The sequence below is a fragment of the Actinomadura alba genome, from assembly GCF_014323705.1.
Taxonomy (GTDB): Bacteria; Actinomycetota; Actinomycetes; order Streptosporangiales; family Streptosporangiaceae; genus Actinomadura_C; species Actinomadura_C alba.
In genome coordinates this window covers 117,607-134,738 of sequence record NZ_JABVEC010000012.1, presented here as the reverse complement: position 1 = coordinate 134,738, position 17,132 = coordinate 117,607, and the positions used below count along the sequence as shown (strand labels likewise).

Annotated in this window: 19 protein-coding genes; 6 read left to right on the top strand and 13 right to left on the bottom strand. The window is 68.4% G+C overall.

The features are described from left to right. The first annotated feature begins 467 nt into the window (after positions 1–467). Together HKK74_RS39115 and HKK74_RS17780 are read left to right on the top strand one after the other, a co-directional pair. Complete coding sequence (locus tag HKK74_RS39115) at positions 468–629, top strand: hypothetical protein (protein ID WP_222722399.1); 162 nt, start codon at positions 468–470, stop codon at positions 627–629. A gap of 78 nt (positions 630–707) precedes the next feature. Further along, entirely contained in the window at positions 708–845 is a 138-nt protein-coding gene (locus tag HKK74_RS17780; RefSeq protein ID WP_187244340.1) for a hypothetical protein, read from the top strand. Between the two features lie 12 nt (positions 846–857). On the opposite strand, the gene HKK74_RS17775 is transcribed toward HKK74_RS17780, so the two are convergent. The 3 genes from HKK74_RS17775 to HKK74_RS17765 form a co-directional block, all read right to left on the bottom strand. Beyond that, a complete protein-coding gene (locus tag HKK74_RS17775; protein WP_187244339.1) occupies positions 858–2,084 on the bottom strand; it encodes a sensor histidine kinase in 1,227 nt (408 codons plus the stop codon). After that, positions 2,081–2,767: a response regulator gene (locus HKK74_RS17770; RefSeq protein ID WP_187244338.1), complete on the bottom strand. Its 687-nt coding sequence runs from the start codon at positions 2,765–2,767 to the stop codon at positions 2,081–2,083. The genes HKK74_RS17775 and HKK74_RS17770 overlap by 4 nt, the downstream gene beginning before the upstream one ends. 184 nt (positions 2,768–2,951) lie before the next feature. After that, positions 2,952–4,160, bottom strand: a complete 1,209-nt coding sequence (locus HKK74_RS17765; protein WP_222722398.1) for a M23 family metallopeptidase — start codon at positions 4,158–4,160, stop codon at positions 2,952–2,954. 196 nt (positions 4,161–4,356) lie between these two features. Here HKK74_RS17765 and HKK74_RS17760 point away from each other — a divergent pair, with 196 nt between their 5' ends. Beyond that, positions 4,357–4,722 carry a hypothetical protein gene (locus tag HKK74_RS17760; RefSeq protein WP_187244337.1) on the top strand — a complete coding sequence of 122 codons (366 nt, stop codon included), beginning with the start codon at positions 4,357–4,359 and terminating at the stop codon, positions 4,720–4,722. A gap of 34 nt (positions 4,723–4,756) precedes the next feature. Further along, positions 4,757–5,617 carry a GNAT family N-acetyltransferase gene (locus tag HKK74_RS17755; protein ID WP_187244336.1) on the top strand — a complete coding sequence of 287 codons (861 nt, stop codon included), beginning with the start codon at positions 4,757–4,759 and terminating at the stop codon, positions 5,615–5,617. 41 nt (positions 5,618–5,658) lie between these two features. Here the strand turns inward: HKK74_RS17755 and HKK74_RS17750 are convergent, their stop codons facing one another. Genes HKK74_RS17750 through HKK74_RS17740 form a run of 3 tightly spaced genes read right to left on the bottom strand, consistent with a single transcriptional unit; the run spans position 5,659 to position 8,102 of the window. Then, positions 5,659–6,414: an SDR family NAD(P)-dependent oxidoreductase gene (locus HKK74_RS17750; protein ID WP_187244335.1), complete on the bottom strand. Its 756-nt coding sequence runs from the start codon at positions 6,412–6,414 to the stop codon at positions 5,659–5,661. A 43-nt stretch (positions 6,415–6,457) separates the two neighbouring features. Continuing rightward, positions 6,458–7,345 (bottom strand): SRPBCC family protein, encoded by an 888-nt coding sequence (locus HKK74_RS17745; RefSeq protein WP_187244334.1) that lies wholly within the window; start codon positions 7,343–7,345, stop codon positions 6,458–6,460. Beyond that, positions 7,338–8,102, bottom strand: coding sequence for an ArsR/SmtB family transcription factor (locus HKK74_RS17740; RefSeq protein WP_312881579.1), 765 nt, complete (start codon positions 8,100–8,102; stop codon positions 7,338–7,340). Before HKK74_RS17740 ends, HKK74_RS17745 begins: the two co-directional genes overlap by 8 nt. Before the next feature lie 48 nt (positions 8,103–8,150). On the opposite strand from HKK74_RS17740, the gene HKK74_RS17735 reads away from it, so the two are divergent. Next, positions 8,151–8,933 carry an N-acetylmuramoyl-L-alanine amidase gene (locus HKK74_RS17735; protein WP_187244418.1) on the top strand — a complete coding sequence of 261 codons (783 nt, stop codon included), beginning with the start codon at positions 8,151–8,153 and terminating at the stop codon, positions 8,931–8,933. Between the two features lie 259 nt (positions 8,934–9,192). Then, on the top strand, positions 9,193–10,002 hold the full coding sequence (locus HKK74_RS17730) for an SAM-dependent methyltransferase (RefSeq protein WP_187244333.1): 810 nt from the start codon (positions 9,193–9,195) through the stop codon (positions 10,000–10,002). Between the two features lie 445 nt (positions 10,003–10,447). Here the strand turns inward: HKK74_RS17730 and HKK74_RS17725 are convergent, their stop codons facing one another. From HKK74_RS17725 to HKK74_RS17695, 7 genes are all read right to left on the bottom strand, one after another. Beyond that, positions 10,448–11,263, bottom strand: coding sequence for an SAM-dependent methyltransferase (locus tag HKK74_RS17725; RefSeq protein WP_187244417.1), 816 nt, complete (start codon positions 11,261–11,263; stop codon positions 10,448–10,450). 331 nt (positions 11,264–11,594) lie between these two features. Continuing rightward, positions 11,595–11,717, bottom strand: coding sequence for a hypothetical protein (locus HKK74_RS40875; RefSeq protein ID WP_281397803.1), 123 nt, complete (start codon positions 11,715–11,717; stop codon positions 11,595–11,597). A gap of 52 nt (positions 11,718–11,769) precedes the next feature. After that, positions 11,770–12,702: a DUF2157 domain-containing protein gene (locus HKK74_RS17715; protein WP_187244332.1), complete on the bottom strand. Its 933-nt coding sequence runs from the start codon at positions 12,700–12,702 to the stop codon at positions 11,770–11,772. Positions 12,703–12,987: 285 nt separating this feature from the next. Further along, entirely contained in the window at positions 12,988–13,260 is a 273-nt protein-coding gene (locus HKK74_RS17710; RefSeq protein WP_187244331.1) for a peptidoglycan-binding domain-containing protein, read from the bottom strand. Further along, positions 13,260–13,622: a C40 family peptidase gene (locus tag HKK74_RS17705; RefSeq protein ID WP_187244330.1), complete on the bottom strand. Its 363-nt coding sequence runs from the start codon at positions 13,620–13,622 to the stop codon at positions 13,260–13,262. The genes HKK74_RS17710 and HKK74_RS17705 overlap by 1 nt, the downstream gene beginning before the upstream one ends. A gap of 199 nt (positions 13,623–13,821) precedes the next feature. After that, positions 13,822–15,702: a peroxidase family protein gene (locus HKK74_RS17700; protein WP_187244329.1), complete on the bottom strand. Its 1,881-nt coding sequence runs from the start codon at positions 15,700–15,702 to the stop codon at positions 13,822–13,824. A 37-nt stretch (positions 15,703–15,739) separates the two neighbouring features. Continuing rightward, entirely contained in the window at positions 15,740–17,128 is a 1,389-nt protein-coding gene (locus HKK74_RS17695; protein WP_187244328.1) for a Dyp-type peroxidase, read from the bottom strand. Between the last annotated feature and the right edge of the window lie 4 nt (positions 17,129–17,132).

Sequence of the window (17,132 nt, the reverse complement as noted above, 5' to 3'; positions counted from 1 at the left end):
TCCTACCGTGGCCGGCCTGGGTCAGACGGCGCGGCCGGCCTTGAGCGCGGCCGCGGGGGGACCCGATGTCGCTGAGCTTTCCTGTTCGCGGGATGGTGTCGGTCTCAGCAGTACGACGACACGACCCCTCGGAATGTGAGGCGACGGGCCAACCTCACAGTTCGGTGCGATGTCTCGTCGAACTGCTGAGGGCAGATGCGACCAAGGGAGTCGTCGACACCATGACCACCCGATCCGAGCCAGGAGACGGCCGGCTCCCGCGACTCCGACGGCCCAGAGGGCCGGCATCGTCAGGGACTTCAAGCAGGCATGGGAAGCCAAGGACATCGACGCCCTCATCGGCCCTCGACCCCGACGCCACGGCGACCGGCGACGGCGGCGGCCTCGCCAGCGCCGAGCTCCGCCCGATCGAAGGCGCCGAGCAGATCGCGCGTTTCTTCGCCGATCGGGCCAGTGCGGTACCCAACGTGACGATCCTGGAGCGCACGGTCAACGGTCAGCCCGGTCTGGCGGCTCAGCAAGACGGCGCCACCGTGGTGGTGATGGCGTTCGACGTCGCAGGCGACAAGATCAAGCACATCTGGGCAATACTCAACCCCGACAAGCTCCGGCCTTGGACGACGAGCTGACACGCGCCTCCGCATCATCGGGTCCGCCGCCGGCCGTCGATGACTGCAGGCAACAGCAGGTCCGACACCGAGATCCGCATGATCGACGTCGGCGACGCCGATGCCATCGCCGCCACCGCGCTCGCGACGCTGACGCCCTCGCCCGGTGAGAGCGGTCTCGGCCGGCCGACTTCACACTGCGGACGGGCAGCGAGAGAGCGGAATCTGAATGAATGAGCCGAAGGGCTTTCACCGCCGGGACGGGGACCGGGCATCCCCCGCGCCGGGGGAGGCCAGCGGCACGGTGAGTTCGACGCAGGTCCCCTGACCCGCGGAGCTCTCGACGCGGGCCTCGCCGCCCACGTCGCGCATCCGCCGGCGGATGGAGATCTCCAGACCGACGCCGCCGTCTCGTACGGCGTCCGGATCGAAGCCACGGCCCTGGTCGACGACGGTGACGGTCAGCCGGTCATTCCCGGCGCGGGCGTGGAGGGTCGCCGTCGTGACTCCGGCGTGCTTGGCCACGTTCGTCAGCGCCTCACCCGCGGCGTCGACCACTGCCGCGGAGACCTCTGGCGAGAGCCGGGTTCGCCGGCCGTCCGTCTTCCGCAGGTGGGCGCCGTTGTACGTCACCCGCAGGCCGGTGCACGCCAGGCGCCGTACGAGCGCGTGCAGCTCCGCCTCCAGGTCTCCCGCGGCATCGGGCCGGACACCCTCTACGAGGGCGCGCAGCCGGGCCGCCTCCGCACCGACATGGGCGCGAAGCTCCGCGTCCGCCAGCCACGGCCCCTGCGCGATGGTCTCGAGGGTCTGCAGGGCGTGGTCGTGCAGGATCCGCGCGTGCTTCGAGCGTTCTCGCTCCTCCGCCAGCTCGGTGGCGCGCGCTATGGCCTCGGCCCGGCTGCCGTCGGCCGCGTGGCCGCTGCGGCGCAGCTGCCGCGTCACCGTCCAGGCCACGAGAGTGTTGGCGTGGTAGCTGAGGGCGTTGGGCAGCACGTTCCAGATCGGGTCCCGATGGAAGACGATCGCGGAGACCGCGTACGAGAGCGACAGGACGGCGGTGACCGTGACCATGGTGGTCACCCGCCGGAACGCGACGCCGATGCCGAAGGACGTGATGATGGTGAACGGGTACATGAAGTGCACCCAGGAGTGCCCGTACGAAGGCGTGATCATGGCCGCGCCGAGGGCGAGGCTCGATGCGCAGAACAGCACGTCCGCGAGGATCCAGCCGGGCGCCACCCGCCCTCGGGCGGTGCAGACCGCGATCAGGACGACGCTCTCGGCGGCGACGACGCCGACCATGACCAGGACCCGGCCGACATGCGGATAACGCGCCAGGTTCAGCGCCAGGGCGATCGCGATCTGGACCAGGCCACCGACGCGGAACCAGGCCAGGGCCTTGAGCAGGGCCCGTTCGGTCAGAGCGGCGGCCGTGACCGGCTCCGCGGGTGCGGTTCCGGCTTCGGCGATCACGGCAGCGGTGGCCGGTTCGGTCTGGCGAGCGCCGCGCGCGTCAGCTCCGCCTTGTTGCCCAGCCGCAGCTTGGCGCGCACCCGCTCGACATAGGTGTCGACGGTGGCCTTGCTGACCCCCATGCGGCTCGCCGCCTGGGCATGGGTGAATCCCTGGGCGATCAGCCCCAGGGTCTCCTCCTCCCGGGCCGACAGCTCACCGCCGGTCGCGCGGCCGGACCGCCGCCGGCTCGCGTGGGCCGCGCTCCGGGCGAGCTCGCTGTGCAGGATGTCGGCCAGCTGAGAGGACAGGGCGAAGCCCCCTGCCGCGACCGTCTCGACCGCGGAGACGAACATCTCGGGACTGGCGTGCTTGGTGACATAGCCGGTGGCGCCGGCCCGGACGGCGCCCACGACATCCTCCGGACGGCCGGAGGCGGACATCACGAGCACCCGGGACATCTCGCTGAAGTCGGAGATCGAGGCCATGCACGGCTCGTGCCCGTCCGAATAGAGTCCGTCCGAATAAAGATCGAGGACCACGACGTCCGGCGACCCGCCGGGAGCGGCGGCGCTCAGCCACTCGGCGAGCTCGGAGGGGGAGGCGGCCGACACCGAGAGTTCGATCCGCCCCGTCTCGAGAAGGATCTGTGCCATGCCCCGCCGAGCCACCGGATGATCGTCCATGATCGCGACGCGGATCACGCTGGCTCCTGTGCTGGGTCGTGACGGTGCGCACTGGCCCCGTCATCGTGCCCCACGGAGCACAGGAGATCAATGAAAGCCGGGCGGTGCCCCCGCAGGGCCCCGCCCGGCATCGCCGCCGGTGTCCGGCCGGACGGTGCGCGCCGTACGGCCGGTGCCGATGGTCAGCGGATCTGCGTGCCGGTCAGCACCAGCCGTTGACCGGGCCGGACAGGCCGGTCCAGAGGTAGGCGTCGCTCACCCAGGTGCCGTCGGTGAGCTTGTTCCAGAGACTCGTCGTACCCCACCTGCCGGTGTGGGTGGTGCCGTTGGCGGAGCAGGCGATGCTCACCGTGGCGCCGTCACCGACGGTGCCCACGAGGCCGTAGCCGGTGCCCGGCCCCGAGCGCTTGTTGACGCTCCCGCCGCCGTAGGCGTCCACCACGCCCTGGGTGAACCCGAGAGCGCCGTAGTTGTAGAGCAGACCACCGACGTTGACCTGCGCGCTGCCGTGCAGCGCGTAGCCCTGGTACGCGCCCGAACCCGGTATGATCACCCATTTGCCGTAGTTGTGCCCGTGCACCGGGACGTACGCGCTGTTCTGCCGCAGTGCGAAGTGCACGTGGGCGCCGGAGGAGGAGCCGCCGCACGAGACGTCGTTGCCGATGTTGCCGAGGAAGGCGCCCTCGCCCACGCCCAGGCCGTTCGCGGCGATGTTGTTGTACAGGTGGTAGTAGTCGGTCGAGTAGCCGCGGTCGTGGATCACCCGGATCCATCCCCTGCCGTTGCCGCACATCGTGTAGGCGGTGCCGCCGCGCGCGGCGAGCACGCGGCCGTCGCCGCCGGAAAGGTCGATGGCGCTGTACGGGGTGTCGGAGCCGCTCCAGCCGTGCGGGCCACCGGTCATGTACCAGGACTGGCCGACGGCGAACGGCAGGCGCATGCCGGTGCGGTAGTCACCGCCCGCGTACATCGGCGTGACGTCGCTCTTCTTGGGCGTGCCCATGTCCGCGAAGAGCTTCTTCTCCTGGCCGGCAACGATCGGTGCCCGCGTGGAGAGCTGCCGGAAGGCGCTCTCGCCCTCGAAGGTGATCTGCCAGCTGCCGGCCTTACGGTGGGCGAGGAACAGCCAACCCTCCGGAGCGGCGCCCTCCTTCTTCGGGGCGACCAGCACGGCCGAGCCGAAGGCCCAGCCCTTGGCCGACTTGCGCATTACGTTGACCTGAGTGTCGCGGGCGGTGGCCGTGCTGAATCCGGGGGTGGACGTCGCCCGGTTGAGCAGCTTCGCGGTGACCGCCTGGGTGAGGGTCGGGGCCTGCGCGGACGCCGGCTGAGCCGTCATGACCGGCGCCACCGTGAGCAGCAGACCGGTGCTGACGGCGAGGCCGAGCCGTGCCAATGAAACTCGACGCATGTGTCGCCCTTTCGTGCGGGGGCCGAAACGGGAGATCCGGGACCTGTGATCGGATCGAATGTCCCGCGCGGGCGCACGAGCGTCACGTCAGGTGAAGCCTGGATGCCGGGGGAGTAGGGCGAAGCCACCACGTTGTCCGGTGAACGCACCACACAATGTGGCGAGCATCACGACGCGTGCGTACGGTGTATGAGTCGTGAGTACGACCAACAACACGCCGCAGTGCAAGCCGCCACGGCTCTACTTGTTCGCCCGGATAGCCGATGGACTGAGCACCGCGGGGCTGAACACCCGCGGCCGGCTGGTGGTGGAGAAGCCGTTCGGCCACGACCTCATCTCCGCGCGGCGGCTCAATACGGAGCTGCACCTGTACTTCCCGGAGCGGTTGCTGCGTGTCGACCATTTCCTCGGCAAGGAGCCGGTCCAGAACCTCGTGATGTTCCGCTTCGCCAACAGCCTGCTGGAGCCCATCTGGAACCGCGACCATGTCGCTGCCGTAGAGATCACGTTGGCCGAGTCGTTCGACGTCGCCGACCGGGGGGCGGTGCGGCGGAAAACATGATGCGAGCAAGCTCCGATCTCGCCAATCATGGGGCATGGGCTGGACTGTCACAACGAACCTTGAGGAGTACCTCGCGGAAGCGGGCGAGTTCCTGCGCGCGGATCCCGCCGAGAACACCGTGCCGCTCAGTGTGATCGAGACCCTCCGGGCGCAAGGAACCGATGTCTACGGCGACGCCACTGCCCGCTTTGGCTGGTGGCAATCCGAAGCGGGCGTTGTCGGCGGAGTCTTCCTGCACACCCGCCCCTACCCGCTACTTCTAAGCGCCATGCCCGAGTCCGCGGCGCAAGAACTCGCCGAGTTCCTTGCCCACCAGCAGATACCCCTGCTCGGGGTCAATGCCGACCAGACCGCGGCTCAGGCATTCGCGACCACATGGAAAGACCACACAGGCGCAGCCAGCCACGTGGGGATGCATCAGCGTCTGTACCGGCTGGAACGCCTCAGCCAGCCCAAACCCCTCCCACAAGGGACATCCCGTATCGCCATGGCTCACGACCGTGACCTTGTGCTGGCCTGGCACGAGGCATTCCACCACGAGTCCCTCGGACCCGAGAGCGTGAACACCACGGTGATCGAAGACAAGCTCAACTACGGCGGCATCACACTGTGGGAAGTCGAAGGGGTACCAGTGTCCATGGCCGGTCGGACCCGCGTGGTGGCCGGCATGGCCCGCGTCGCCCCCGTCTACACCCCACCCGGACACCGCCGCCAAGGCTTCGGTGCCGCCATCACCGCAACCCTCACCCAAACAGCCTTGGACGCCGGTGCCCGCGAGGTCGTGCTCTTCACCGACCTCGCCAACCCGACCAGCAACAACATCTACCAACGCCTCGGATACAGGGCGCTAAGCGACCGGCTCATGCTCATCTTCTCACCGCGAAACAACCCTTGATCGCTGCACCGCCTGCTGCCAGATGATCCACGGGACACTGCCTAGTCGACCAGCGCGCCGCAGCTGATGTTGGCGGTGGCCGCGGTCATGGAACGAGCTCGGTCGGAGGCCAGGAAGGCCGCCACGTTGCCCACGTCCTCGAACGACGCGGCCCGCCCGAGCATCGTTTGCTTCTCGATCCCCTCGACGATCGCCTCGCGACCTTCGAAGCCCTCGGGGAGAGACTCGGGCACGCCACCCGTTCGCATCGTCAGCACACGCACGCCGTGCGGTCCCAGCTCGGCGGCCAGCTGCCGCCGCATGCATTCGACCGCGTGGAACGCGACCTGGCTACCTCCAATGTAATAATCGCGCATCGGGTCGCCTTCGCCGCCGAATGCCAAGATCACACCTGATCCCTGCCTGATCATGTGGCGGGCGGCCGCCCGCGAGGTCAGGAACATCGTCCGCACGGCGGTCACGACCGGCCGGATGAAGTCCTCCGGCGCCATCTCGGCCAGCGGGGTGCCGTGCACGTCGCCGTGCGCTATCAGATTGAAGGACACGTCGATGCCGCCTGCCGTGGCCGCCACGGCGTCGGCATGCTCATCGACCGCCCGCTCGTCCAACGCATCGACTTCGGCGGTCTGGACGAGCCCACCGGCAGACCGGATCTCCTCGGCGACCACCTCGAGTCTCGTCCGGGTGCGACCGGCCAGGAAGACCGTCGCCCCCTCGCGGGCGAAGGCCCGGGCGACCGCGCCGCCGATCGACCCGCCCGCGCCGTAGATCACTGCGTTCTTGCTCTCGAGCAACATTTCATTCCTCCTGATTCGGTGGGGTTTTCCCGCGTGGGTGTTGTCAGCCGTTGATGGTGGTGGTGTCGGGGAGGTCGTAGCTGAGCCAGATGGGGCGCCAGTGCGGGAGATCGTGGAAGCGGCGTAGTTCGGCGAGGCCGGCGAGGATGCCGCTCCAGGCGGCGTAGGGGGGTTCCTGCGTGTCGAATCCGCTCTGGATCAGGGTGAGCCGGGTGGCGCCGTCGGTGCCGTCGAGTTCCCAGGTGGTGACGCCGGGGCCGCCCCAGTCCACCGACAGCCGGCGGCCGGGTTCCAGGTCCAGGATCTTCGCCGGGTGGGGGTGGGCGTCCACTCCGCCCATGGCGTAGCGCCCGCCGACGTGCGGCTCGATGTCGATGCGGCAGCCGAACCACCGGCTGGTCTTGTCGGAGTCGATCAGCGAGTCGAACACCTCCTCGGGTGAGGTGTCGATGAGGACCTGCGCGTTCATCTGCTGGGAGGTGAAGTCGCACCTGGGGGTGGGCTCGCGGCCTTCGAGGTAGTCGACCAGGTTCGCCAGCGCCAGGGCCCAGAAGGTGTTCAACACGCCCCGGATGCCGGCGCCGGTGAAGGCATCGGAGAACTCGAAGTGGGTCTGCGACAGTGTGATGATCGTCGAGTCGCCGTCGGCGCTGTCGTCTTCGGTGTCGGCGGCCAGGCCGATCTCGACGGTGGTGTCCTCGCCGTCCAGCAGCCAGGAGAAGCGCAGCGTGTGGTCGTCGACGTGCAGCAGCCGCTGGTGGGGTGCCTCGCCCTCCGGGGTGTGGCGGCCCCAGAACTCGAACCGGTGCGGCAGGTCGACCTCGGCGTGTTCGGCCAGCCAGATCCGCAGTGCAGTGGCGTCGGTCAGGGCGTGATGGACGTCACTGATCGGCGCTGCCACGCGGGCGCGGCGGATCATCGGCTCACTCACGGTCTTCTCCTTTGGGGTAGCAGGCGACGGCGAGTTTGAAGGCATCGCCCTCAGCGCCGCCGTACCGGGTGAACAGGTCGGCCAGCGTGGTCTGCAGGTCGGCCAGGAACTCCTGGCGGCGTTCCGGCGGTACCCGGATCTCGCCGGACACCCCGACCGAGGGCAGTTCGGGCGCGGTCCGATCGAGCGCGGCGATGTCAGATTGGACCTCCTCCACGAGATCCAGCAGGTAGCCCAGACCCAACTCGTCCTGCGCCTTGCGCAGACCGATCCGTCCGACCAGACGGGGCGAGAGCCAGTAGGAGCGGGCGGTGGCCTGGTAGATGCCCTCGTGGATGCCGCGGACTTTGCGTTCGGACACCTGAGTCACCAAACCGGCCGCGACCAGGCGTTTGACGTGGTAATAGACCCGCTGCGCGCTCTGGTCGAGGCGGGCGGCGACCTCGGTGCAGGTACGCGGCTCGGCGAGCTGCCGCAGCACCTCAATGCGCTGGGGCTTGAGCAGGGTCTCCGCCTGCTCGATCTGTTCCAGGTACAGGACGTCCTTCATCGTGAAAATGAGTTTGTATATAAAATTTAGTTTTGTCAATAGGTAGTCGGCGGATTCGCGGCCGTGACCACGACGGTCGACCCGTACGTTCCGCTGGGTGGTCGAGCCCCGTCTCGAATGGGCATTCCGACGCTGAACCTGCGGGAACACACCCGGCTGTGCCAGACCTGTGCGCTTCAGTGCAGACTGTGAGGTGCTGTCGTCCACGTCACGGGATCACTGGTGAGAATCGTTGCCGGCGCTACGGGCGCCGTCATGGCGTTGACCGTCGCGCTCACCGGGTGTGAGCACGCCCCCTCCTCGGGTGCTGCCCAGAAGTCCTCTGCGGTGAACGCGGCAACCACATCCGTGCCGGGAGGCGTGCGACCATCGGGGGCCCCGCTGGCGGGGAAGGTGATCGTGCTCGACCCTGGCCACAACGGCGGGAACGCCGAACACCCGGAGATCATCAACAAGCCCGTCGACGTGATCACCGGGCGCAAGCCCTGCAACACCACGGGCACCGCGACCGACGACGGCTATCCCGAGCACGCGTTCACCTGGGACGTCGCCGTAAGACTTGAGATGATCCTGCGCGGCAAAGGCGCCACTGTGGTGCTCACCCGTCCGAACGACACCGGTGTGGGCCCCTGCATCGACAAGCGCGCCGAGATCGCTAACAAGGCCAAGGCCGACGCGGCGCTGTCGATCCACGCCGACGGTGCGAAGGCCAGCGGGCACGGGTTTCACATCATTGAGCCGGCGCTCATCAAAGGCCACACCAACAAGATCGTCTCCCCGTCGAAGAAGCTCGGTATGGACATGCGGGACGCGTTCATCCAGTACACGGGGATCCCGTACTCCAATTACATCGGGAAGAACGGCATCAGCGTCCGCAATGACCTAGGTGGCCTCAACCTGGCCAAGGTGCCTTCGGTGTTCGTCGAGTGCGGCAACATGCAGAACCCCGGTGACGCCGCGAAGCTGAAGGACCCGAAGTTTCGCCAGCGAATCGCCAAGGCGCTCGCCAACGGCTTCCTGAAATACCTCTCCTCGTGACCAATGCGTGGAAGCGATCTACCCCGGTCCCTCAGGTAGGCGTCGGAACCACGGCCCGACGCGGGGGTGAGCTGGGAGACCTTCTGCCCGGCGCCGAAGCAACATCCACGATTTCACGACTTGCAGCTGCCGGGATCGGCAAAGATCGGCGTCGACCGGGGCGTTCGGAGTACCCTTCCGAAGGGCATTTCCTCATCGATGCAAGGCACGGGAGCGCGCAGTGAGCTACGACGGTGAACCGTCGGTCGGAGACATTCCCATGGACGTGCCGACGTCGGCTCGCGCCTACGGTTGGCTGCTGGGCGGCAAGGACAACTACGAGGCCGACCGGCAGTTCATCAGGGGGCAGCTGAAGTCCTTCCCCGCCGGGTTGGACATCACCCGGCAGAACCGCCTGTTCCTTTATCGCGCCGTCCGCTACCTCGCCGAAACCGGGATCCGGCAGTTCATCGACATGGGCTGCGGCCTGCCGACCGACAACAACGTGCACCAAGTCGCCGAGCAGTTCGCCCCGGACGCCCGCGTCGTCTACGTGGACATCGATCCGATCGTGCTGGTGCACGGCCGGGCTCTGCTGGCCAACAAACCCTCCACCACGGTCATCACCGCCGATATCCGCGACCAGGATTCGATCCTGGACCACCAGGACGTCAAACGGCTCATCGACTTCGACGAGCCGGTCGCGGTGCTGTTCTTGTCCGTCGGCCACCATCTCCCCGACTCCGACGACCCGCACCGGGTCCTGCACACCGTCATGGACCGGGCCACGCCCGGCAGCTTCCTGACCTTCTCGCAGGTGGTGTGCGACGACCCGGCCAAGGGTGCGCTGATGACCGAACAGGTCACCAGCGCCGGGATCCCGTGGCAGACCCGTACCCCTGCCGAGGTCGACGCGCTGTTCACCGGCCTGGAGCCGGTCGAGCCCGGCCTGTGCAACCTGGTGGGCTGGCGCCCGATGGACCTGCAGCCACCCCTGGCCCCGGTCCCCGCCGAACTGACCCAGTACGAGGGCGCTTCCCAACGGGACCGCAGCATCTACGAGTACGGCGGAATCCTACGCAAGCCCTGACGACCCGGCCGAGCGCCCCGAGAATGGCCACGTACTTCGCGTTGGGTCTCTGGATGAAGACGACCGCTCGACGGAGTGTCGGCTAACGACCGTTGATCGACGCCTCTCGATCGTGCGGTGTCAGCCGGCCGGGGCCGGGGCCCGTGGGGGTTTTGTCGGTGGGGCTATCGCGACCGGAAACTTCGCCCAGCCGCTTTGCCGCCGGGCGGGCACAGAAGCCGCCAGAGATGGTAGCGAGGGCTGGCGCAGCGGCCCGCGGTTCTTGCCGGCTGTGGCTTTCCGACTCGCGCGAGCGACGAGTATGACGAGTGGTTCGCGACCATCAACGCCTGGGCGCCCGCCTTAGCCGCAGCGATGCGTGAGCAGGCCAGCACCTGACTGTTGTGGTGAGAAGAACGGGCCGGTCAGCGGGGTCGGACCCACCACCAGACCTCACTCTGGGGCATCATGGCTTCTTGGCGACACCGCAGAAGGCCTCCACCTCGTCCGGCTGCCCCCAAGGGGTGGTCTCCGGCCGCCAGCGCGATACCGACACCACACCCGGCTCAAGCAGTTCCAAGCCGTCGAAGAACTCAGCGATTTGCTCGGGGGCGCGCAGCCGGTAGGGGTCGCCTGCCTCGGCGCGGGTCTTCTCCGCTTGAGCGGCGGCCTCGGGGGCCACGACGTTGGTGCCGTCTTCCAGAACCAGGTAGCTGCCCGATGGTAGTGCCGCCATCAGGTGGTCGCGGATCGCTCTCGCCTGCCCGTCGTCCCACACGTTGCCTAGGATGCCCAGCATCATCAAGGCAATCGGCTGAGTGAAGTCCAGGGTGCGGGCCGCCTGGGTCAGGATGCTGTCAGGGTCGCGTACATCGGCGTCGATGTAGTCACAGTCGCCCTGCGGGGTGCTGGTGAGCAGAGCGCGGGCGTGCAACAGCACCAGTGGGTCGTTGTCGACGTAGACGATCTTGGATTCGGGGGCGACGCGCTGGGCGACCTCATGGGTGTTGTCGACGGTAGGTAGCCCGGTCCCGATGTCCAGGAACTGCCGGATCCCCGCCTCACCAGCCAGGAACCGCACCGCCCGCCCCAAGAAAGCGCGGGAGTGCCGAGCGACGTCTACGATTCCCGGATAGACCTCCCGGACCTGATCACCGACCTGCCGGTCGACGGGGTGGTTGTCCTTGCCGCCAAGCCAGTAGTTCCACACCCTTGCTGAATGCGGGGTGGTGGTGTCGATCGCGGGCTTTGGCCTGTCAGATGCGGGCGTCTGGTCAGTCATAGGAGCCACTCTTTGGTCGGAGGGTCGGGGCGTTGGCCGGCCTTTGATCATTCCAGCCTCAGTCGGTGCGTCACGCGGGAATGGCGATCTTTGCCAGGGGGTCCACCGGTCGAGTCCGGAGTCGTTCTGCGTCGTTCGGAATTGTCGCCGCCGGGCAGGAGAAGGCACAGCCGGCCGTCCGGACCGGCAGGAGACCAAGCCCGCGCGCGGTGGATGACGCCGAGCGGTGGGCGGACGAACACGCCGCGCGGGCCGTCGAGGGAGGACGTCGAAACGCCGCCAGATCCGCCCGATCGTGGACTTCGGCAACCCGGTCCGCTCGGCCATCGACCTACGCGACCAGCGTCGCCTCGCCCGGCGTCTTCTCCAGCGTGAACGCCACCACCTCCTCGACCTGATCGAGCAGGATCGATGGTGGCCGACCCGGCCGCGGCTCATCGGCCAGACCCGCCAACCCATGCTCCCTGTTGGTCGTAACCCATCCGCAGGGGTGGTCGCGATTGTTGTCAACCGACGTTGCGGTGCCATATCAACCCGAGGACCCCGGCCCCCAGCAGGATGAACCCGGTGAGGACCGTCATGATCCCGCCACCCAGAGCACCGTTGGTGAGATTCCAGATCGCCTCGGGGACGGCGATGGCGATTCCGGCGACCCCCGCGACGATCAGCACCCACGTGTTCTCCCACATGTAGAGCGCCAGGCATCCCACCGCGATGACCAATGTCAGGAGGTATGGCCACGCGCCGTGGTCTGTCAGTAGCACGGGCCACTGAGCTCCGATCAGAGCCAGCACCGATCCGATCCCAAGGCCCAGCGCTCGGTGCCGCAACACGCCCGCCGCCGCAAGCGCCGCGAAGACGGTACCGAGAGCGATCACGGCGAACGCCTCGAGCAATCTCGATCGGAGGTCGATCAGGTCGAGCAGCATGATCGTCGCGGTCATGCTGAGCACGCCGATGGCCAGCAGCCCCACCGATCCCGGGAAGCGGACGTACCCGGCGACCGCAACGACGAGGCCCACCACACTGCCGATCAGCGCCTCATTTTCGTGTGCGAGTTGGGCGGCACCGAGGGCCGCCGTGCCCGCGCCGAGCGTCCACAGCACACCAGCGACCCGCCGGCGCGCCGCCGAGCCGGTTCGCTGCACCACGAGAGCGACGCCCAGCAGAAGTACCGTGATCAGCCCGAGCAGGCCGAACCGCACTCCCCTGGACAGGTCCTGCCAGGCCGGTCCTAACATGGCCATGGCGCCGGCCAGCACCAGCGCACCGCCCGCGTACGAGATGATCTCGGTCCAGCGGGCACCTCGTTGCGGTATCGGTGCGGCCAATGCATCCCGTACCGCTTGTGTGATCGGCTCGACCTGCGCCGGTGCCACGACCCGCTCCGTCACCAGCCGCTCCAGGGCATCCCGAATGCGGTCTTCGTGTTGATTCATGCAGCGATCATGTTGCCCAGGTGATGCCACCGCCTGAGTACAGATACTCAAGTCCCCCTTGATGTGTACCTGCGTGGCGGGCTCGATCGGCTAGCGCACGGCTCGAGCAGGCTCGACTGGCGGGCCAGTTGCACTAGAGCGGGGCCGGTCGGTCTCCATGGAATGGGGTCGTGGGTGCGGCGTTCGGGCATGCCGGGCATCATCGGCAGTACCGAAACGGCAACCTCGGCCTCGGCAGGTGAAGCTGCGGAGCTTCCGGTAGGTACGGAGTCGACCAAGTCACCCTTACGCCATGGTCTGGAGCACCGCCCTCAGCACGACCTCCGACTCCTCGTCGTACACGCCGGTCACGGTGATGTTCGCCTTCTGCTGCAGCCGCTTGACGCCCGCTTCGGTCAGCGGGCCGAAGTTCCCGTCCACGTTCAGTTGCGGAGTGAGCCCGGCCATGGCCAGGTCGTAACCGGTGCCCGAGTGGCGGTAGCCGCGGCCGGTTCCCCAGGACAGCACCTGGAACCTGACGTGCACGCTGTTGGAGCGCGCTCCGGTGAGGTCGGCCATCATCTCTTCCGACAGGTCGAGGATCGCTGGGATGTCGTGCTGATGACGTCGGTGTTGCCCCAGTCGAAGAAGACGACGTCGCCCGGCCGGGCCCGGTCCACGTTCACCGCCGTGCCGGGGTGCCAGCGCCCGAGGTTCTGAAAGTCTTGCGCGTGCCACACGGTGTAGGCGCGGTCCCCCGCAGGACACACCGCCTTGTGGTTCCCGGACCTGTACGCGCAGTAGGTCACGAACGCGTCACACCAGGGGAAGTTCCCCGCGTAATCGTTGCCGTTGCGTTCCCGATACCACGCCTGGATGAAGTTGGGCTCGCCGAGCCCTACGTGCTTGCGCACTTCGATGAGCATACTTTCAACGGTCATGGCCTGGCCCTTCTCCACGGTAGACACCGTCGGGATCCGGCTCGCCGTTACCGGTCGCGGAGCGCCTGTTCTTCGTCGGGCTCGGTCGCCGCGTTCGGTGTCCGATCGACGTTATCGGCGACCAGTCGGGCTTCCTCGATGCCCGGTTCTTGTGGTTGGGCCATGGGATCCTCCTCGGTTCATGACGAGCGCGCCGCTGTCACGGCACCGTCGTGTCCGCCACGTGAGACCACGGCATGAACGCGTTGGGCACACCGGCGAGCGCGGGCCGCAGGTTCGGGTAGTGGCGCAGCAGCACCGACGTCATGGTGTTGTCGGCCACCCAGGCCAGGCCCTCCCGCGTGTAGACCTCCGGCCGGTAGAACTCGGAGAGGAACCGGTCGGCGTTCAACCGGCGGGTGGCCATCAGCAGGAAGATGCGGAAGGCCGTGTCGCTGAAGGCGAAGCCCTGTGGCCGCCTCTCGGCGTACATGCCGATCATGAGGTCTACTTGCTCGATGTCGCCCTGATAGATCTCCTCGATCTCCCTGGCCGTCGCCGGGTCACCGGTGAGCTGGAGGAAGGTCTTGGCCGGCGCGAGCCGCAGCAGCCGTCGGAACTCGTTGTAGCGCGGCACGCCCAGCTCCCTCGTACGCAGGATGTCGGTGGCGGCGAGGTCCTGCAGGTGGCCGTCAGGCCGGTGGAACTCCTGCAGGAACCGTGGGAAGTTGTGCAGGGTGACCAGCCCGGGATGCATCGTGCCGAAGGAGTACAACAGGTTCTCGATCCCGTGCCGTTGTACGGCGTCCGCCGCATGTGGGCCCGCCAGGTCGCGCAGGGTGATGGTGGCCAGCTCGTGGTCGTCGGCGAGTGAGCGGATCCGGAAGTCGTCGGGCACCAGCGGGTGCATGCGGTAGACCGCGACGAACTCCTCGGTGAGCGCGAACGGGACGCCGTCGAGCCGGGTTCGTGACCCGGGGATCCCGCTGATGAGGTCGCCGCGTCCGATCCGGCCGAGCATGCGGTGCACCCGCTCGCCGGCCAGGCCCCACCAGTTGGCGCGCAGGCCCACCTTGGTCGTGGGGTGGCTGATGACCGCGGGTGTCCACTCCACGGTGTGGATCTTGGCGATCAGCGCCGCGTTGATCAGCCGGGCCCGCTGGAACAGCTCCGCGTCGCCCCAGGTCGGGTGCTCGGCGCGGAGCCGGTCGCAGATCGCGTTGTGCTCGTGGGTGAACAGCGTGTGCATCATCAGCAACCCGGCCCAGAAGCCGGGCACCTGGGTGGGATCGATGGCCGGGTCGTCGGGCAGCCACTGCAGCCCCTCTGGGGTGACGCGCAGCTTGCCGTCCTGCCCCGTACGGAGCTGCCTTTGCACCTCGGGTCCCGATCCGTAGATCTGCGAGGCGTCCCACCAGTGGGTCTCAGTGCTCGCCCAGGTCGGTGGCCTGGCGCCGGGCGGCATGGTCGGGTCCGGCCGGCTGCGCAGCACTGTCATGGGCGGCGCCGGCCACGGGTCGTCGGCGGCCAGCGGGATCTGCCACGGTTCGTCCTTGGGGCTGGGGCCGTGGCTGAACCAGTCTCGGATCATGAACTGCAGCCAGGGGCTGACCAGGGCGTTGACCGACGTGGCCGGGATCAGCTCGGTGCGGGTCAGCAGCCGGCGGCTGATCTCGCGGGGATTCGGTGACAGGATCTGAGGTGGTGTTTCCGGGAACGTCGCCTCGATCGGAATGTTGCGTCCGAATCGCGCCCCGGCCATGCCCATCCGGGGGTCGGCCGGGTCGTTGTGCGTGCCGTCCGCGGTCCTGGCCGTGCGGTCCTCTGGCGTGTACGGGCGTAACGGCGGGCGGTTGGTGGCGGGCTGGACCTCGGTGTCGAAGAGGTTCTGCCGGCGCATGGTGTCGCGGAGCCCGAGCAGCACGAGTAAGCCGAGCGGTGTGGGCAGTCGATGCCAGCCGATCGTACGGTCCAGACACGCCGCCGTGCCCTGGTAGAGGCGCGCGAACACCGATCGCGCGCGTGCTCGCCGTACCTCCGGTCGAGCCCGCTCGCGGACGGGTACGGGCCGTACCGCTGTGTGCCCCTTGGCCTTGACCATGCTGATCACCTCTCCGTACGTGGGAAAACGCGGCGTCCTAACGCCGTGCCCTTGTGCGGTGGCCACCCGATGCGCCGCGCGTCCGGGGCAGCCGGGCCAGGTAACGCAGGGCTCGGATGCCCGGCAGGAAGAAGTAGGCGCCGCCCCGGACGCGGACGAAGGCCGGCAGGCCCAGATGGCGCTCGCGCGCCGGCCGGGCCTGAACGGTGAAGGTCGTGCCGCCCGGGCCACGCGGCCCCACAAGGGGGTCCGTGGCGTCGGACAGCCCGTTGAACGCCGGATCGTTCACCCAGGTGTGCTGGACGAACTCGTACTGCCTGGCGAGATTGCCGCTGAGGCAGAGGAAGTACAGCCCGGTGGCGCCGTCGGTGTCGTAGGGGCGGCCGCGGCGCAGCAGGCGGTGCCGGTCGTTGATCTCCAGGGACTTCGCGGTGCCGGGGTCCGGGTCGAGCGAGTCCCGCGGGTTGGCCCGGCGGATGTGCGCGCCGATCGGGCAGGCCAGACCGTACGGATCGGCGCGGTGGTAGCCGAACTCATTATCATCGCGGAGCCGGGGGTCGTCGTCTGGGGTCTTGACCAGCGGGGCGCCGCTCGGCCAGCGGCCGATCAGCCTGGCAGCCAGTAGGTCCGGGCCCGCCGGCCCGGCGGCGTCCTTGACGTACCTGTGGAAGGCGGCGACATCCTGTTCGAGCTGGCGGAGCACCAAGTAGCTGCCGCCTCGGCCCAGGTCGGCCAGGCCGTCGCGGCGGTGGTCCCGGGGGAGCAGCCGGTCGGGGTCGGCCGAGGAAGGTAGCAGTGGCCGGTCGGTGAGCAGGCCGTAGGCGTTCGGATAGCCGAGGACGAACTCGCCCGCAGGGACGGTCCGTGCGGCCGCGGCGGCCTTCGACAGGCCCTCGATCACCGGCTGGGAGATGCCGTCGCGGAAGCCGAACGGCTCGGTGTCGGTGAACGGGAGTGTGCGCAGCTCCGCGAGCACGGTCAGGCCGCCGGCCCGCAGGGCTTGGCACAGCAGGTCCTGTTGGGCGTTCAGCAGGGTGGCGTCGCGAGCATAGAGCAGCACCATGCCGTCACACCGGGGGGACGCGGGTCCGCCCCACAGCCATGACCGCGGGTCGGTATCCCCGGTGTCGCCCAGGAATCGGCTGCGATGCGGCGCGGTCATGCCCTCGGTGAACTCGGCCGCGAAGCCCTCCATGATCGGCGCGGGTAATCCCAGCCTGCGCAGCCCGGAGGCGGTCAGGGCCAGGTGGAGGGCGACATCGCCGGTGAACGGGCCGGCGTTCGGGATCCGTGGGATCAGCCCTTCGAGCGTGTCACCGGCCGCGGGGTCCTCGACACCGAAGAGGGTGAAGCACCCGGCGGGCAGCGTGCGGTAACCGCGGGCCACCAGCCCCTGGACGTCCTCCAGTTCCAGTTCCGGCTGCATGCTC

What these genes read in the sequence shown, in the direction of transcription:
- HKK74_RS17715 (WP_187244332.1), bottom strand. Translation starts at nt 12,702, where the DNA reads ATGAATCAACACGAAGACCGCATTCGGGATGCCCTGGAGCGGCTGGTG.
- HKK74_RS17725 (WP_187244417.1), bottom strand. Translation starts at nt 11,263, where the DNA reads ATGACTGACCAGACGCCCGCATCTGACAGGCCAAAGCCCGCGATCGAC.
- HKK74_RS17765 (WP_222722398.1), bottom strand. Translation starts at nt 4,160, where the DNA reads ATGCGTCGAGTTTCATTGGCACGGCTCGGCCTCGCCGTCAGCACCGGT.
- HKK74_RS17735 (WP_187244418.1), top strand. Translation starts at nt 8,151, where the DNA reads ATGGCGTTGACCGTCGCGCTCACCGGGTGTGAGCACGCCCCCTCCTCG.
- HKK74_RS17710 (WP_187244331.1), bottom strand. Translation starts at nt 13,260, where the DNA reads ATGGCCGACCTCACCGGAGCGCGCTCCAACAGCGTGCACGTCAGGTTC.
- HKK74_RS17695 (WP_187244328.1), bottom strand. Translation starts at nt 17,128, where the DNA reads ATGCAGCCGGAACTGGAACTGGAGGACGTCCAGGGGCTGGTGGCCCGC.
- HKK74_RS17750 (WP_187244335.1), bottom strand. Translation starts at nt 6,414, where the DNA reads ATGTTGCTCGAGAGCAAGAACGCAGTGATCTACGGCGCGGGCGGGTCG.
- HKK74_RS17755 (WP_187244336.1), top strand. Translation starts at nt 4,757, where the DNA reads ATGGGCTGGACTGTCACAACGAACCTTGAGGAGTACCTCGCGGAAGCG.
- HKK74_RS17705 (WP_187244330.1), bottom strand. Translation starts at nt 13,622, where the DNA reads ATGACCGTTGAAAGTATGCTCATCGAAGTGCGCAAGCACGTAGGGCTC.
- HKK74_RS17700 (WP_187244329.1), bottom strand. Translation starts at nt 15,702, where the DNA reads ATGGTCAAGGCCAAGGGGCACACAGCGGTACGGCCCGTACCCGTCCGC.
- HKK74_RS17780 (WP_187244340.1), top strand. Translation starts at nt 708, where the DNA reads ATGATCGACGTCGGCGACGCCGATGCCATCGCCGCCACCGCGCTCGCG.
- HKK74_RS17730 (WP_187244333.1), top strand. Translation starts at nt 9,193, where the DNA reads ATGGACGTGCCGACGTCGGCTCGCGCCTACGGTTGGCTGCTGGGCGGC.